The following is a 15,391-nucleotide window of genomic DNA, read 5'->3' on the forward strand; positions in this document are numbered from 1 at the left end:
CGAAAAAAATTATCGCTTACATATCAACTATATGCCACGCTCAAATTTTTTACTCATGCCTTGTCTTGCCTAGAAACTTGAATTTTTAGAGGCGCCCTTATGTTCTCCACCGATGCTGCCGTCGCATGATGTGTTTCGGAAACAAAAGAGTATTGGCGCATCGCGGATAAAGCAGCTCTGACGAGTATTGAATTAGACTGGCGTTTCCTGCATGCTCACTGCTTCAGCATGTTCACTGCCCCCTATAGCGAACTGAATCGGCGACCTGCATCACTGTACGTGGAGGCACTTCGCCAACCACCGTTACCAAGTAATCGCCCTTTACTTTACTGTAAACATGGATCGCACCTCGGCTGGATAGACCAAGTTTTTTATCAAAATTATTCCCTAATGTTTCGATAAAGACTGAGATGCCAGCCAATCCGTCTGAGAATACAAAATGGATTACGTCTGTCTTTTTACCGTGCAGCAGGCGGCGCATTTCCATGATTTTCTTAAAGCCGGTGGGCAAGGCAACTATCTTCCAGTCACTCTTTGCAGCCTGCGCACTTGTTTCGGACGGCGTGACAAAATGAGATTGTTGCTCCAAGGAAGTGGCGGATTGACCCGGCATCACCTGCGTACGCTCAATGTCACCGCCAATTTTCAACTGGATAAAAGTATATTGCTCCACAATTTGTTTACGTTCGTCCAGCACGACAGCTTTTAACAACAAGCCGGAATCCCTGTGCGCCCACATTTTATGGGTATAGCGCAAAGTATCTTTAGGCTGGAATACGATGGCTTGAGTGTCAAAACCGGCGATGCGCGCCTGTTCGGCGGTATGAATCAAGTAATTCTCGTTAAGTGCGGACAGTTGCTCCGGCAACAGAGTAGGGAAACTCTTGCCACTATATTGTCTTTCGACCTGCACGGCTTTGTGGTCACCCAAATACCACCAGATTTCATTGTTATTGCGGATGAACTCACGACGTGGACCATCCAGACTTTCAAGCTTCTCATGCTCACCGCGCTGGTCGGAAATGTGAGTAATGCGCGCGGTTTCCATGTGACCGTCATGCTGATATACAAAAGTCCCGCTGTAATTGGTTTGGTGCTTAGCAAAAGCAATAATTTGTGGCCAATCCAAGTCAACCTGCCTGCCAGTATCGGCGAACGCTGGAACGACGGTAAAAAACAAAACCACGATCCGCGCAAATCTGGCCTTCATGGCTACTTATCCTCCTGCTGGCGTGCCACTGTATGAACATAGGAAGTCATACCATACACATCGGAGCTGGGTGAAAACTCTTGATGTGCTATCAGATAATCGTCCAAGCCATTCGCGGGCAGGCTAGCTGAATGCACAGCATTTGACTGCTGCATGGCGATTTGCGGAGCGGTTTCCGACCCAACTTGCACCGATAGCCATGCTACTAGTGTGAATGCCATCACCGATGCAACGGCAGAAAGCGCGAACCATCTGACATTATGGCTGGCACGGCTGCGCGGCGCGAGAACCGTGGGTTCGGCTTGCAAACGCTCACGTATGGCAATACTGATATTGGCATGAACATGATCGGGCTGGCGCAGTACATCGCTAATCAGATGATAGGTTCGCCATTCTTCATGTGTGTCAGGATTTCGCTTAAATTTGTCAAGAACTGCTTCCGCATCGTCATCGAACAACTCACCATCCATCAATGCTGAAATTTCCTGCTTCATGTTCACCACCTCTTGTCTTTACTAGTTCCCAGCAATGGGCGTAAATTTGTAGCAATCGCCTCACGCGCTCGAAAAATACGAGAACGCACGGTGCCGACCGGGCAATTCATCGCGGCTGCGATTTCCTCATAGCTCAACTCTTCGATTTCACGCAAAGTGAGTGCAGTACGTAGATCATCAGGCAACTCCTGCAAAGATGAGTTCACTACGTCAACCACTTGTTTACTCATTAATTCATTTTCAGGTGTGCTAACTTCATGTAACAACCCCGCATCCTCGAAGCCTTCCGACTCTTCAGCATCGAATATGGTTGTGGTCGGAGTCCGTCTCTTGAGCGTCTGCAGATGGTTCTTCGCGGTATTAATGCCAATGCGATACAGCCAAGTATAGAATGCACTTTCTCCGCGAAATGTCGGCAAGGCGCGATAAGCCTTTATAAAGGCTTCTTGAGTCACGTCCTCGACCTCGACTGAATCACGCACAAAACGTGAAATCAATCGCGCCAGTCGACGCTGGTACTTGGCGACCAGCAATTCGAAGGCGTGCTTGTCCCCGCGCTGCGCGCGATCAACCAATTGCTGATCGACTTCCCTTTCGCCCATTCTGTTACCCTAAGTTTTATCATGCCGCCCTTGAGGTGGCTCGCTAGTATAACCGGACAGGCGAGAGGAGTCAGGCTCACCGTATAAATTTGGCACAGCATAATGAAATTAGTTCATTTATAGCACAGGTCATTTTTCCGCAGACAAGCAAGATTTGCTATAGTTCAAATTCAATAAAAACATGAACTTTAGGTTTGTTCTAGTCTGTGTAATAAGATAATTGCCTTTAGAATTAACAACCAACCGGATGGCTAGCATGCTGCAATTTGATATTTTGATTATAGGCAGCGGACTGGCGGGGCTTTCATTGGCATTAAAACTTGCCGATCAGCGAAAAATCGCCGTTATCACCAAGAAATCGTTATTGGAAGGTGCAAGTGTTTGGGCACAGGGCGGAATCGCTGCCGTGTTGTCGCAAGAAGATTCACTGGCCGAGCATATACAGGATACCTTGACCGCTGGTGCTGGCCTCTGTGACCCAGCCACTGCGCGTTATGTTATCGAACACGCCAAGCCGGCAATTGACTGGTTAATTGCGCAAGGCGTGCCGTTCACACGTGATGCCAATACCGATACCGGCTATCACCTGACACGCGAAGGCGGCCACAGCCATCGACGTATCATCCACGCCGCCGATGCTACTGGCCATGCCGTACAGGAAACGCTCGCCTCCAAAGTTCTGGCACATCCCAATATCACGCTATTGGAGCATTACATTGCCATCGATCTGATTACTGGCCATAAACTCGGCCACACTAACAATCATTGCTATGGCGCTTATGCACTCAACAGCTTGAGCGGAGAAGTCAGCACGATCGCTGCTCATGACACAATTCTAGCCACCGGCGGTGCTGGCAAGGTATATCTTTACACCACCAATCCAGACACCGCCACTGGCGACGGCATTGCAATGGGTTGGCGTGCCGGTTGCCGGGTGGCCAACATGGAATTCATTCAATTTCACCCGACCTGTTTATATCACCCGCACGCCAAGTCTTTCCTCATCTCTGAGGCGGTGCGTGGCGAGGGTGGCATCCTTAAACTGCCCGATGGCACACGATTCATGCCTGCTCATGATAAGCGCGCCGAACTCGCGCCGCGCGACATCGTCGCGCGCGCTATCGATTTCGAAATGAAAAAGCGTGGTTTAGATTGCGTGTATCTTGATATCTCACATCGGTCGGTAGAATTTCTGCAAGCGCATTTTCCTACCATCTACGCACGTTGCCTGTCGCTGGGTATCGATATCGCGCACCAGCCCATACCAGTGGTACCGGCTGCGCACTATACCTGCGGTGGCATCATTACTGATCTGCATGGACGCACCGATCTCGCCCATCTTTATGCCGTAGGCGAAACCGCTCACACCGGCCTGCACGGGGCCAACCGCCTGGCAAGCAATTCGCTGCTGGAGTGTATGGTGTTTGCCGAGGCTGCCGCGCGCGACATACTGGCCACGCCACAAAGTCAGTTCATCCCACTGCCGCAATGGGATGAGAGCCGGGTGACCGATGCCGACGAAGAAATTATCATCTCGCACAACTGGGCGGAATTGCGCCAATTCATGTGGGACTATGTCGGAATTGTGCGCACCACCAAAAGACTGCGACGCGCACAACACCGCATCCAATTATTGCATGAGGAAATCAACGAGTATTACGCCAATTTTCATGTAACAGCTGATTTGCTGGAATTACGCAATCTGGTGTTAACGGCCGATCTCATCGTGCAAAGTGCATTGTCTCGGCATGAAAGCCGCGGATTACACTACAGCAAGGACTACCCCGATACGCTGCCGTTGGCCGTACCAACCGTGCTCACTCCATCTGCATAAGGGAGTCTCTAAAAGTGTTACCTCTTGCGCAATCAACCAGATGTCAAGTTGCTTGGAGTGAACTTCAACAGCAGCGACATAGTCAAATTTAACAATTCGCAAGTTAGCGCATTGTTTGGCAATTATTTTTTGAATTGTTTAGAATACTGCCCTTACTTTGCATAAGCAAAGTCAATGATGGTATTCGACATGTAGGTAAGTATTGTACGAAATAAATTTCGTGCGAAATGCAACATTAATTATTAAGCAGGCAATAGTACTTAGTGTACTTAGCCTATAAGGAGAAAGAGTGGAAAAGATTGAAAAGGATGTTGCTAAAGACTATTGGGAAAATCAGGCTAAAACCCATAAAGGCTCACATCTGGCATCTTGGAGCGATAACTTTATGATTGAACTTGAAATCGATGCCGTAGGAGAGCACATTTCAAGTGGGGATCATGTTCTTGATGTGGGTTGCGCTAATGGATATTCCGCGTTCCAGCAATTGGAACGGCACAAAGATGTCGGTTCGATTACAGGTGTTGATTTTGCTGAAAACATGATTAAACAGGCCAATATGCTGAAAAAAGCTCAGTGGGTAGGCGATATTATAAAATTTGAAGTAGGTGACATTAATTCCCTGCAATTTCCTGATGATACTTTTGATGTAGCTTATGCCACACGAGTGGTTACCCTTATGTCTACTTGGGAAGAGCAACAAATTGCTATCAATGAATGTCTGCGGGTTGTTAAGCCAGGCGGCAAGGTGATTTTTTCTGAGCCTTTTTTGGAGCCATTTACATTGCTCAATGCAATGAGGCAACTTAAGGATATGCCACCATTAATCGAGCATGACTCAAATCGATTCTTTAAAAAAGCTGTATTAGAGGACTTCCTCACGCAAAAGGGTTTGACGTTTACAGTAAATGATTTTTCATCAATTTATTACCTGGGATCTAGATTTTTGAGAGAGTTAGTAACAGACCCGGCAGCATACCCGGGCTTCAATCCGATCAACCGCATTTTTTATGATATCGAGAAAGACTTTTCTGGCGGCGGCTTTGGCATTCAGCAGGCTTATATTGTTACCAAATAAAAGCAGTATTGCATGACTCAAACCAGAATAGAGCACGACACATTCGGTCCCATAGAGGTTGCAGCAGACCGGTTGTGGGGCGCGCAAACGCAACGTTCGCTTGAACATTTCCATATTTCCTCCGAGCGCATGCCGGAGGAACTCATTCTTGCACTCGCTATGGTCAAACGCGCTTGCGCGCTGGTCAATCGCGATTTAAATCTGCTGAGCGCTGCCAAGGCGGATGCTATTGTGCGGGCGGCGGATGAAATACTGGCTGGCCAGCATACGCAAGAGTTTCCACTTTCTGTTTGGCAGACGGGTTCGGGTACCCAGACCAATATGAACCTGAACGAGGTACTCGCTAACCGTGCTTCTGAACTGCTCGGCGGAAAATGGGGCAAAGACCGGCTGGTACATCCCAATGATGATGTGAATCTCGGTCAATCATCTAATGACATTTTCCCCACTGCAATGCACGTCGCAGCCAGCCTCAGCATCATTCAATCCCTGCTTCCTGCCCTACGCAAACTGCGCTCGACATTGGAGGAAAAATCCCGCAACTTTGACGGCATCGTCAAGATTGGGCGCACGCACTTGCAAGATGCTACTCCGCTAACGCTTGGGCAGGAATTTTCTGCTTACGTGGCGCAGTTGGATTATGCAGAATCCATGATTAAAGCTACCCTGCCCTCGCTTTGCGAACTTGCAGTCGGTGGTACTGCAGTTGGTACCGGACTTAACACACATGTCGAATTCGGGGAGCGCGTTGCTGCGGAACTTGCTCGCAGCACCAGCTTGCCATTCAAAAGCGCTGCCAACAAGTTTGCGGCTCTGGCCGCACATGACGCTCTAGTGGCTGCACATGGCATGCTCAAAACACTCGCTGCCGCTCTTATGAAAATTGCCAACGACATCCGCTGGATGGCTTCGGGACCACGCTCTGGTCTTGGGGAAATCAGTATTCCAGAGAATGAACCGGGAAGCTCGATCATGCCGGGCAAAGTTAATCCCACACAGTGCGAAGCACTCACCATGCTATGTTGCCAAGTCTTTGGCAATGACGTTGCAATCAATATAGGTGGCGCTTCTGGAAATTTTGAACTCAATGTTTTCAAGCCGCTCATCGTTCACAATTTCCAACAAAGTGTGCGCTTGCTTGCTGACGGAATGGCAAGCTTCGAGACACACTGCGTGTACGGCATCCAGGCCAACCGCGAGCGTATTGCAGAACTTATGGAACGATCGCTGATGCTGGTGACCGCCTTGACCCCGCATATCGGCTACGATCGGGCCGCCGAAATCGCTAAACAAGCACACCGGGATGGCGGCACGCTAAAACAGACGGCATTAGCTCTAGGCTATGTTACGGAAGAAGAATTCGACTGCTGGGTACAGCCAGCGAAGATGACTTGATTTATCTAAAACCACTTAATGTACCCAATTCTCGCGTAGCTCAAAACCCATGCTGTGCAATTCTACATCCTCCCCTCTCCTTACTCGTCCACCAAATGTTGATCAGGATATAGCACATCGGTAAAGCCAAATTGGCTTAGGTCTCGGATACGCATGGGATACAGAATCCCGTCCAGATGATCGCACTCATGCTGCACCACGCGAGCATGAAAACCGTTTACCGTGCGGTCTATCAATACGCCACATTCATCGCGTCCCTGGTAATGGATGGATTGAAAACGTGGTACCAGCCCGCGCAGTCCCGGCACGCTCAAGCAGCCTTCCCATCCTTCCACCATATCTGGATTCAATGTCAATCCCACATGCGGTTCTACTACACTTAATGGATTACCTGATTTTGTTAGAGGAGTGATAATGGGGTTGATCAATACCGTTTCTGGCACGATTTCGGCATCGGGATAGCGTGGATTGAACTGCACACCGAAGATCACTACACGCAAATTTACGCCTATTTGAGGCGCTGCCAGTCCCGCGCCGTCTAGCGCCTGCATGGTGTCGCGCATGTCGACCAGCAAGGCGTGCAGTTCCGGTGTATCGAAATCAATTACTTCTTCCGCGCAACGCAACAGGCGCGCATCGCCCATACGCAATACTTCCCTAGTCGACATCAGAATCCACCACGCATTCGAGGATGTTGCGCACGCGCGCCATGGCAGGTTGTGCCACTGCACTGATGGTTTCCAAATGCACGCCATCGCGGCTGCTACCGCGCCCGGCAGCATGATTCACCACCACCGCGATAGCGGCGTATTTCAAGCCGAGCTCTTTGGCCAGGGCGGCTTCAGGCATACCAGTCATACCCACCATATCGGCGCCGTCACGCTCCAGGCGGTTGATTTCCGCTGCTGTATCCAGGCGCGGCCCCTGAGTAGCGGCATATACTCCGCCATCCAGGCAAGGGATGTCGGCACATCTGCCAGCATCCAGAATTTGTTGGCGTAGTTCCTGACTATAAGGCTGGGTAAAATCAATATGCGTTACCGAGCAATCGCGCCCATCAAAATAGGTGAACTCGCGCCCATAGGTATAATCAATAATCTGATCTGGCAGCACAATAACACCGGGCGACAGGTCAGCACGGATACCGCCAACTGCCGCGACAGAAATGATGCGTTGCGCTCCTTGTTCTTTTAACGCCCAAAGATTGGCACGATAATTCACCTCATGCGGCGGGATCGTATGGCCGTAGCCATGACGAGCAATAAACATCACCTCATGCTGGCGCAAGCGGCCAAAGGTAATCGCTCCTGAAGGCTCACCATATGGCGTTCGCATCACCTGTCGATGCGATATTTCCAGATTGGTCAGTTGCGTCAGCCCCGTGCCACCAATAATCGCTAACATTTGTTATTACCTTTTGGAAAATCTACTAATCATTATTCCCGCATCTCCGGAAATTCAGTAATTCAGGGAATGCGATTAAAGTACTTAATACATAATAAATTAAATCAATATCTAATCTTTAAAATTGAATGTAATACTTTAATATATTTTGTTCTATTTTTCCCTCGTTGCGTAAATCGCAGGTAGATTACGCCACGCGCCATGTATATCCATACCGAAACCGAATACAAAGCGGTCAGGCAATTCTACCCCGACAAAATCGGCACGTATCGGCTTAGCCTTTCCAATCCGTTTGTCAGCAAAAACCGCACTGTAAAACTTGGCGGCACCCAAATCCAGCACACGCTGCTTAACCGCGGCCAGCGTTTCGCCCTCGTCGAGAATGTCATCCAATACCAACACCACGCGGCCAGTTACATTTTCGCGCGGTTCGACTTTCCAGTGCAAGGTTCCGCCCTGCTGGTTACTACCATAGCGCGATACATGCACATAATCAAAATCGAGCGGAAAAGTAAGCAGCGGCAGCAACTGCCCGGTAAACACCACCGCTCCACCCATCACGGATAGCAATAGTGGATGTACGCCGGCCAATACAGCATTTACTTCCCGCGCGACGCTCATTACGGCCGCCTGCACTTCTTCAGCTGAAATAATCAACTCGGCTTGATTCAGGATATCGCTCGCCTGCTGATTAGAGAGCATTATTTGATCGTTGCCAGGTAAGCGGCAAACTCTTCACCCAATTCAGGATGCTTAAGGCCGAATGCCACAGTTGCCTTAAGATAGCCCAGCTTGGAGCCGCAATCGTAACGAATACCGTTAAACCGATATGCCAGCACTTTTTCTTCCTTTATCAGCGCTGAAATGCCATCGGTCAGCTGAATTTCACCGCCCGCACCCGCCTGTAACTTCGCCAGGTGATGAAAAATACGCGGCGTCAACACATAGCGCCCCACCACCGCCAGAGTGGAAGGCGCATCTGACGGGCTGGGCTTTTCAACGATAGCATGTACCTGCTCCACATTCTGTTCCAGATTGCTACTGCTGACTATGCCATAGTGACCCGTCTGTGAACGGGGCACGTCCTCCACGCCGAGCACGGAACATTGATAGCGCTGGTACACGTCTGCCATCTGTTTAATGATGGATATGTCCCCGGCGATCAAGTCATCAGCCAAAATCACCGCAAACGGTTCGTTGTGCACCACCGGCTGCGCGCACAGAACTGCATGACCGAGCCCAAGCGTTTCTGACTGGCGGATGTAAATGCAATTCACATGCCTGGGGATTACTTCCTGAACTGCACGTAACAGCTCGCTTTTGCCGCGCGCGAAAAGTTCAGCTTCAATCTCATAAGCCGTGTCGAAATGGTCCTCAATAGCGCGTTTGTTGCGACCAGTGATGAACACCATGTCAGTAATACCAGCTGCCACCGCCTCTTCCACCGCATACTGGATTAACGGCTTGTCGACCACCGGCATCATTTCCTTGGGACTGGCCTTGGTGGCGGGCAGGAAACGGCTGCCCAATCCAGCTACCGGAAATACAGCTTTAGTAATTTTAGTCATAATATTTCCCCATAACTTTCCGGTTAAAGATTTTCAAAAAAACAATTACGATTTAGCCAGTGGCTGATGACATTTCGATTTTATTTAATAAATGCAAAAATTGTTGTTCATCCAGCACAGTAACATTTAGTTCCCGTGCTTTGCTGAGCTTGGTACCCGCCTCGGCGCCAGCTACCACATAATCAGTTTTCTGCGACACGCTGCCAGTCACGCGCGCGCCGAGTTTTTCCAGCCTGGATTTAGCCTCGTCGCGACTCATGCTGGCAAGGGTACCGGTTAATACAAATATTTTAGCGTTCAAAGGCAATATCTGCACTGCCTTTTCGGCTTGCTCCGGCCACTGCACGCCAGCAGCGCGTAATTGGGCGATCACCTGAAGGTTATGCGGCTCGGCAAAAAACGTTGAAATGCTTTGCGCAACAACAGGCCCGATATCCGGTACAAGTTGCAGGCGTGTTTCGTCGGCTGTCATGAAATTATCCAGCGTTGCAAAATGACGCGCCAGTTCTTTCGCCGTCGCCTCGCCTACATTACGGATGCCAAGCGCATAGATGAAACGCGCGAGTGTTGTTTGCTTGCTGTGTTCTATTGCATCCAGCAAATTTTGGGCGGACTTCTCACCCATACGCTCCAGTTGGGCCAGTGCCCGCAAATTCAGTTTATATAAATCTGCAGGCGTATGCACCAGTTGCTGTTCCACCAGTTGGTCAACCAGCTTCTCGCCAAGTCCCTCAATATCCAGGGCACGACGGCTGGCGAAATGCAGCAGCGCCTGCTTGCGTTGCGCCGGGCAAAACAGCCCGCCACTACAGCGCCATATTGCCTCGTCCGGCTGTTTGGAAACGTGTGTGCCACATACTGGACAGGTCCGCGGCATGTTGAATTCACGCGCATCTACAGGACGCCGCTCAAGTAGGACACGGGCCACTTCAGGAATGACATCGCCGGCACGCCGGACGCTTACAGTATCGCCGACGCGGATATCCTTGCGACGCAATTCTTCTTCGTTGTGCAACGTGGCATTGGTCACCGTTACCCCACCGACAAATACTGGTGCCAGGCGCGCTACTGGAGTCAATGCACCAGTGCGGCCCACCTGCACTTCAATGTCCAGCACAGTGGTCAAAGCTTCTTCTGCCGGAAATTTGTGCGCAAGAGCAAAGCGCGGTGCCCGTGACACATAGCCCAGTTTGCTTTGTTGCGAGATGTTATTGACTTTGTATACTACGCCGTCAATTTCGTAGGGTAGCTTGTTGCGCAGTTCACCAATTTCGCGATAATAGGTAAGTAATCCGTCAAGTCCGTGCACTACTCGACGTTCCTGTGGCACCGGCACAGACAATTTTTGCAAACACTCCAACTGCTCGGCATGCGTGTCAGGCAATATGAATCCTTCGACCGCGCCTGCTCCATAGGCTAAAAAACTCAGGTGACGACTGGATGTAATCCGCGAATTGAGTTGGCGCAACGAACCAGCCGCAGCATTGCGTGGATTGGCGAACAGTTTGTCGCCCTTGTCTGCTTGCTGGCGATTCAGCGCGATAAAATCAACCTTGAACATCAGCACTTCGCCGCGTATCTCTATAAATGGAATGGGCTTTGCTAATCGCCCTGAATCCAATCGCAATGGAATATTCTTTACGGTGCGCAGGTTTTGCGTCACATCTTCGCCAACCTCGCCATCGCCGCGCGTCGCGCCCTGCACAAATATCCCATCGCGATAGGTGAGCGTAACGGCCAGACCATCAAATTTAGGTTCTACTGAATACTCTACTTCGGCCACGCCCAATGACTCGCGGGTACGAACATCAAATGCCCGTACTTCTTCTTCATTGAAGGCGTTGTTAAGCGAAAGCATCGGCGAGCGATGCACTACTTTGGCAAAGGATAGCAGCGGCGCAGCACCAACTCGCTTGGTAGGCGAGTCCGGCGTAGCGAGTGAGGGATATTGCATTTCGAGAGTTTGCAGTTCACGGAACATTGCATCGAATTCCGCGTCGGTAATCAGAGGAGCATCCAACGCATGATATTGGTAATTATGTCGCTCGATTTCCTCACGCAAATGCGCAATACGCTGCGATACCGATTCACTCATCAATTGAACCTAATCTGAAAAAAAATCTAGGAAAACAGTCTGCGCGCCTGGGCGCTCCCAGCAATAATGTGGCTTGCTCGCATTTCAGCCTCAACAGCAGCAATCCGCTCACGGATTAGCGTAATGCTACCCTCGCTTAATGCCACATGGTGCGCGTCCACTATGGTTGCACGCAGTTCGCTAGCCAATTGTCGTGCCAAAACCACCATTTGGTCAAAACCTAGTGAGGGCTGCTCCACACGTGGCACATCCAGCAACAAAGTCAGGCCGTCTACATGCAATTGGTCCAAAGTATGGTGTTGAAATGGGGTGTTGTCTTCATTACACAGGCTGAATAAAGTATGTCCGTGCGTATCAATTAAGTGGAACGCACCGTCCGCTTGCAAACGTAAACCGTGCTGCTCAGCCACGCGCGCGATATTGTTACCAGTCAATATCTGTTTATCGCTGGGCAAAATATTAAGGCCGATCATCTGATCTACACCTGCGCAAAATTTATCCAACTCTACCGCGCGCACGGCAGTTTCTGCCACATCCGGTAATACCACACCGGCATGCAATTGTGCTGCAATCTTTCGCGCCAGTTCGCGAAAGTCCATCAATTTAGCTTCACTCACCGCACCGGAGCGATTAACTAATTGTAATGCCAGCTTAAACGAGGTGTAGGCCAATGGGCTATCCGCAATCACTTTCTCCCATCCGCCGCGCGCCGCACCCAAACCGCACACATGAACGCTTTTACCAAAATCAAAGCGCTGTTGCCACAATAATGTTAGCGCATCTGCACCCACCGGGCTTTTAGGCGAAATTACTGCAATGTAATCGGTTTCCTTATCCAGCAACGCACACATAGCATCTACCATGTGCCCGTGTTGCGACTCATTGGGCAATATACTAATGGGCACAGCCTGCTCCATCTTCTCGACCAGCGAATCATCCGTCGGCAATTCTACAGCTGGGCGATACAATGCATCCTCATGCCTTTGCTTGAACGCCGCACCGAACTTGCGCCGATATTGGCGTTGCTGCCACCAATTATAAATATATATCGTCAGTACCACGGCGATGCAAACGCCGAGCAAGCTAATTTGTAGTTCACTCATATAGGAAATAATGCGGTAGATTAATTTTCTGAATACGCGGCAAGTCACACCGTTACTATTAGATTATCGCAAGAGAGCTGAGAAATGGCAAAGGTCGCTGAACTCTGCTGATTTCGCTTAAATCATATCTACTCTATTACCTACCGTATTGAGGGCGCCTCTAAAAATCCAATTTTCGTCACAATACGGCGTTACTCGAAAAAAATTATCGCTTACATATCAACTATATGCCGCGCTCCAATTTTTTACTCGTGCCTTGTCTTGTTTAGAAACTTGAATTTTTAGAGGCGCCCTTGAAATATAAATCCAGATCGCCTATTAATCTTACTGTGTCATAAAAAGCGATATGATTGCCAGCCTATAGCTACTGAGAAGTGGCATGATGGACACAGTCAAGGAGTTCAATCGCTATTAGGCGTTCAGGGCAGCATTCCCATCGCGTATCAACTCTACCTTCCCAAAGACTGGGCGGGCGATGCGGAGCGTCGTAAGGCAGCGGGTGTTCCAGAGAACATTCTATTCGCGACTAAACCCGAGATAGCCTTGGAACAGACGCGTCAGGCTGTTGCTTCGGGTGTGCTAATGGGCGTGGTGTTGGCAGTCAATTTCATTCAGTTTTATCAACACGTGCCGATAATTGATCTTCTGCGTGCAATCCGCACAATAGTCGATATCGCGCTCGATCAACTCGATCAAATGGACGCGCTTTTTTCTGATATGTATTCAGAAACTGGGCGTCCCTCGATTGCGCCAGAGCGATTATTATGCGCCTCAGACTGCAATTGCCGTAAAGGAAAATACACAAGCGTTTTTCAGTAATCTGTTAGAGGTTAATCTGCAATTTATCTTGACAAACACAGGCCAAATTTCAATGGACGAAACACTGTTACACATGCTGAACGGTAGGAAAGATATCTACCCGAAAAACTTGGAACAACAGTATCTACGAGTGTTAAATCGTATTGTCGAGTTATGGTATTCACCGGAAATTGACGACTACCTCACAGATCTGCTGATTGATAGCCGCGGTGACCGCCAGGGATTCCCCCTTGAGGTTGCCTCCGAGCTGTTTGTACTGAGCAGTTTTAACGCCAAATTACGCAGCCAAGAACATCAACCTACAGCTGCATCCAATCCATGGGGCCACGAGAAACTCTCAAAAGAAACCGCCATTGTGCAGCAAGGCTATGACTTTTCTCCCAAGGTATTCCTGCAATCAGCCGAAAAAGGCAACCTAAATGCCGTCGCGCTGTTCCTGAGCGGCGGCATGAACGTTGATACGCGCGACGCGCGCGGCTGGACACCGCTGATGGTGTCATCCTTCCATGGCAATGAAGAAATTGCACTCTTGCTCATCCGTAACTTTGCCGACATCAATGCCAAGGACACAGGAGGCTATGAATCACTTCACTGGGCCGCATTCAATGGCTACGACAACGTGGTGAAACTGCTCATCAAAAAAGGGGCCAATACAAACGCACTCAGCAACCATGGCTGGACACCACTATTGCAAGCCTCTATACGCGGCCACTTGATTGCTGCCAGACATCTGATTGACGGTGGAGCCAATGTCAATCTCGCCACCAACGATGGATGGTCACCGCTGCATAAGGCCGCTGCTAACGGTCATACTGAAATGGTCCAACTGCTGCTCGTCAAGGGTGCGAACCGCAACGCCGAGTATCGGGATGGCACTACGCCATTGACTCTTGCCACCAAGAACAAGCATGGTGGGATCGTGGCTCTGCTCTCCTCAAGCAGTTAAGACGTATTCCACTTTTTTTCTTAATTCCGGTCTCATAGCTATCAATCTGCGCCAACGGCGCTATGCCTAGGCAGAAAGCTAGGGCCTATGCTGGTAAAATGGTTACCTAATTTGCGTTGGCGGGAACCTGTGTCACGACGAGGTAATTGCGAAGACAAGGCGCCTATGGGATTATTCAAAAACAAACTGATAAAGCTATAGTTAATTTGCAATTATTCATTAATTCAAATCAATAGGATTGCTTTCTCTAAATTTGCTTTAACTTGCTCTGGCGTTTGGGCAGCATCAATCAAAACGAAGCGATCTGGATGTTTCTTACGTCGTTCCAGGTAAGCTTGCCGCACCTTCTCGAAAAAGCTGTCTTTTTCTTGTTCGAAGCGATCCAGAGTTATATTCTTAGATAGTCGTTGGCGTGCCACCTCAATCGGAAGGTCAAACAACAATGTCAAATCCGGCTGAAAATTTTCATGTACCCAGCATTCCAATTGTTCCAGCTTCGCCACCTTCACCCCCCTGCCCCCACCCTGATAGGCAAAACTGGCATCGCTAAAACGGTCGGACACTACCCAGGCTCCCCGTTGCAAAGCTGGCTTGATAACCTGTTCGATATGTTCAAATCGAGCGGCGAACATTAACAGAGCCTCCGTTTCTGCATGCATGGGTTGGTTTAGCAGAATGTCACGCAGACATTCACCCAAGGGTGTACCACCCGGTTCACGCGTTACAAGCACCTCCTTGCCGCGTTTGCGCAAGGCCTCGGCAAACCAGGCCAGATGGGTACTCTTACCTGCCCCGTCTACCCCTTCAAAGGTAATAAATTTTGCCTTATTCAATTATCCCCCCCAA

At 49.6% G+C, this 15,391-nt stretch carries 14 protein-coding genes and 2 pseudogenes; 6 read left to right on the forward strand and 10 right to left on the reverse strand.

The window, feature by feature from the left end; genetic code table 11:
• Positions 1-232 precede the first annotated feature (232 nt).
• From MJ768_RS10260 to rpoE, 3 genes are read right to left on the reverse strand one after another with little or no spacing between them, the layout of a single operon-like run.
• Positions 233-1,210, reverse strand: a complete 978-nt coding sequence (locus tag MJ768_RS10260) for a MucB/RseB C-terminal domain-containing protein (RefSeq protein WP_239291476.1) — start codon at positions 1,208-1,210, stop codon at positions 233-235.
• A 2-nt stretch (positions 1,211-1,212) separates the two neighbouring features.
• Positions 1,213-1,704, reverse strand: coding sequence for a sigma-E factor negative regulatory protein (locus MJ768_RS10265; RefSeq protein WP_239291478.1), 492 nt, complete (start codon positions 1,702-1,704; stop codon positions 1,213-1,215).
• A gap of 2 nt (positions 1,705-1,706) precedes the next feature.
• Positions 1,707-2,306: an RNA polymerase sigma factor RpoE gene (gene rpoE / locus MJ768_RS10270; protein WP_239291480.1), complete on the reverse strand. Its 600-nt coding sequence runs from the start codon at positions 2,304-2,306 to the stop codon at positions 1,707-1,709.
• A gap of 256 nt (positions 2,307-2,562) precedes the next feature.
• On the opposite strand from rpoE, the gene nadB reads away from it, so the two are divergent.
• From nadB to fumC, 3 genes are all read left to right on the forward strand, one after another.
• Positions 2,563-4,140: an L-aspartate oxidase gene (gene nadB / locus MJ768_RS10275; protein ID WP_239291482.1), complete on the forward strand. Its 1,578-nt coding sequence runs from the start codon at positions 2,563-2,565 to the stop codon at positions 4,138-4,140.
• 289 nt (positions 4,141-4,429) lie between these two features.
• Positions 4,430-5,215: a class I SAM-dependent methyltransferase gene (locus tag MJ768_RS10280; RefSeq protein ID WP_239291484.1), complete on the forward strand. Its 786-nt coding sequence runs from the start codon at positions 4,430-4,432 to the stop codon at positions 5,213-5,215.
• A gap of 12 nt (positions 5,216-5,227) precedes the next feature.
• Positions 5,228-6,610, forward strand: a complete 1,383-nt coding sequence (gene fumC / locus MJ768_RS10285) for a class II fumarate hydratase (protein ID WP_239291486.1) — start codon at positions 5,228-5,230, stop codon at positions 6,608-6,610.
• An 80-nt stretch (positions 6,611-6,690) separates the two neighbouring features.
• On the opposite strand, the gene MJ768_RS10290 is transcribed toward fumC, so the two are convergent.
• From MJ768_RS10290 to MJ768_RS10315, 6 genes are all read right to left on the reverse strand, one after another.
• Positions 6,691-7,278, reverse strand: coding sequence for a peptide deformylase (locus MJ768_RS10290; protein ID WP_239291488.1), 588 nt, complete (start codon positions 7,276-7,278; stop codon positions 6,691-6,693).
• Positions 7,268-8,014 (reverse strand): S-methyl-5'-thioinosine phosphorylase, encoded by a 747-nt coding sequence (locus tag MJ768_RS10295; RefSeq protein ID WP_239291490.1) that lies wholly within the window; start codon positions 8,012-8,014, stop codon positions 7,268-7,270. Before MJ768_RS10295 ends, MJ768_RS10290 begins: the two co-directional genes overlap by 11 nt.
• A 153-nt stretch (positions 8,015-8,167) precedes the next feature.
• Positions 8,168-8,716, reverse strand: a complete 549-nt coding sequence (locus MJ768_RS10300; RefSeq protein ID WP_239291492.1) for a hypoxanthine-guanine phosphoribosyltransferase — start codon at positions 8,714-8,716, stop codon at positions 8,168-8,170.
• Complete coding sequence (gene galU, locus MJ768_RS10305) at positions 8,716-9,582, reverse strand: UTP--glucose-1-phosphate uridylyltransferase GalU (protein WP_239291494.1); 867 nt, start codon at positions 9,580-9,582, stop codon at positions 8,716-8,718. The genes MJ768_RS10300 and galU overlap by 1 nt, the downstream gene beginning before the upstream one ends.
• Before the next feature lie 52 nt (positions 9,583-9,634).
• Positions 9,635-11,677: an NAD-dependent DNA ligase LigA gene (gene ligA, locus MJ768_RS10310; RefSeq protein ID WP_239291496.1), complete on the reverse strand. Its 2,043-nt coding sequence runs from the start codon at positions 11,675-11,677 to the stop codon at positions 9,635-9,637.
• A gap of 26 nt (positions 11,678-11,703) precedes the next feature.
• Positions 11,704-12,780 carry a cell division protein ZipA C-terminal FtsZ-binding domain-containing protein gene (locus tag MJ768_RS10315; protein WP_239291498.1) on the reverse strand — a complete coding sequence of 359 codons (1,077 nt, stop codon included), beginning with the start codon at positions 12,778-12,780 and terminating at the stop codon, positions 11,704-11,706.
• 405 nt (positions 12,781-13,185) lie between these two features.
• Between MJ768_RS10315 and MJ768_RS10320 the strand changes: the two are divergent.
• The 3 genes and pseudogenes from MJ768_RS10320 to MJ768_RS10325 form a co-directional block, all read left to right on the forward strand.
• A pseudogene (locus MJ768_RS10320) lies at positions 13,186-13,380 on the forward strand (transposase); the annotation flags it as partial.
• Positions 13,363-13,551: pseudogene (locus MJ768_RS15450) on the forward strand (hypothetical protein); the annotation flags it as partial. The pseudogenes MJ768_RS10320 and MJ768_RS15450, both read left to right, overlap by 18 nt.
• 100 nt (positions 13,552-13,651) lie before the next feature.
• Positions 13,652-14,545, forward strand: coding sequence for an ankyrin repeat domain-containing protein (locus tag MJ768_RS10325; RefSeq protein ID WP_239291500.1), 894 nt, complete (start codon positions 13,652-13,654; stop codon positions 14,543-14,545).
• 224 nt (positions 14,546-14,769) lie between these two features.
• Here the strand turns inward: MJ768_RS10325 and tmk are convergent, their stop codons facing one another.
• Positions 14,770-15,378, reverse strand: a complete 609-nt coding sequence (gene tmk, locus MJ768_RS10330; RefSeq protein WP_239291502.1) for a dTMP kinase — start codon at positions 15,376-15,378, stop codon at positions 14,770-14,772.
• Between the last annotated feature and the right edge of the window lie 13 nt (positions 15,379-15,391).

The sequence above is a fragment of the Candidatus Nitrotoga sp. 1052 genome, from assembly GCF_927312905.1.
In the GTDB taxonomy this organism is placed as follows: Bacteria; Pseudomonadota; Gammaproteobacteria; order Burkholderiales; family Gallionellaceae; genus Nitrotoga.

Bases quoted from the DNA above. Each gene is read 5' to 3' on its own strand.
- MJ768_RS10260 (WP_239291476.1), bottom strand. From the start codon at position 1,210: ATGAAGGCCAGATTTGCGCGGATCGTGGTTTTGTTTTTTACCGTCGTT.
- MJ768_RS10265 (WP_239291478.1), bottom strand. From the start codon at position 1,704: ATGAAGCAGGAAATTTCAGCATTGATGGATGGTGAGTTGTTCGATGAC.
- rpoE (WP_239291480.1), bottom strand. From the start codon at position 2,306: ATGGGCGAAAGGGAAGTCGATCAGCAATTGGTTGATCGCGCGCAGCGC.
- nadB (WP_239291482.1), top strand. From the start codon at position 2,563: ATGCTGCAATTTGATATTTTGATTATAGGCAGCGGACTGGCGGGGCTT.
- fumC (WP_239291486.1), top strand. From the start codon at position 5,228: ATGACTCAAACCAGAATAGAGCACGACACATTCGGTCCCATAGAGGTT.
- MJ768_RS10290 (WP_239291488.1), bottom strand. From the start codon at position 7,278: ATGTCGACTAGGGAAGTATTGCGTATGGGCGATGCGCGCCTGTTGCGT.
- MJ768_RS10295 (WP_239291490.1), bottom strand. From the start codon at position 8,014: ATGTTAGCGATTATTGGTGGCACGGGGCTGACGCAACTGACCAATCTG.
- MJ768_RS10300 (WP_239291492.1), bottom strand. From the start codon at position 8,716: ATGCTCTCTAATCAGCAGGCGAGCGATATCCTGAATCAAGCCGAGTTG.
- galU (WP_239291494.1), bottom strand. From the start codon at position 9,582: ATGACTAAAATTACTAAAGCTGTATTTCCGGTAGCTGGATTGGGCAGC.
- ligA (WP_239291496.1), bottom strand. From the start codon at position 11,677: ATGAGTGAATCGGTATCGCAGCGTATTGCGCATTTGCGTGAGGAAATC.
- MJ768_RS10315 (WP_239291498.1), bottom strand. From the start codon at position 12,780: ATGAGTGAACTACAAATTAGCTTGCTCGGCGTTTGCATCGCCGTGGTA.
- MJ768_RS10325 (WP_239291500.1), top strand. From the start codon at position 13,652: ATGGACGAAACACTGTTACACATGCTGAACGGTAGGAAAGATATCTAC.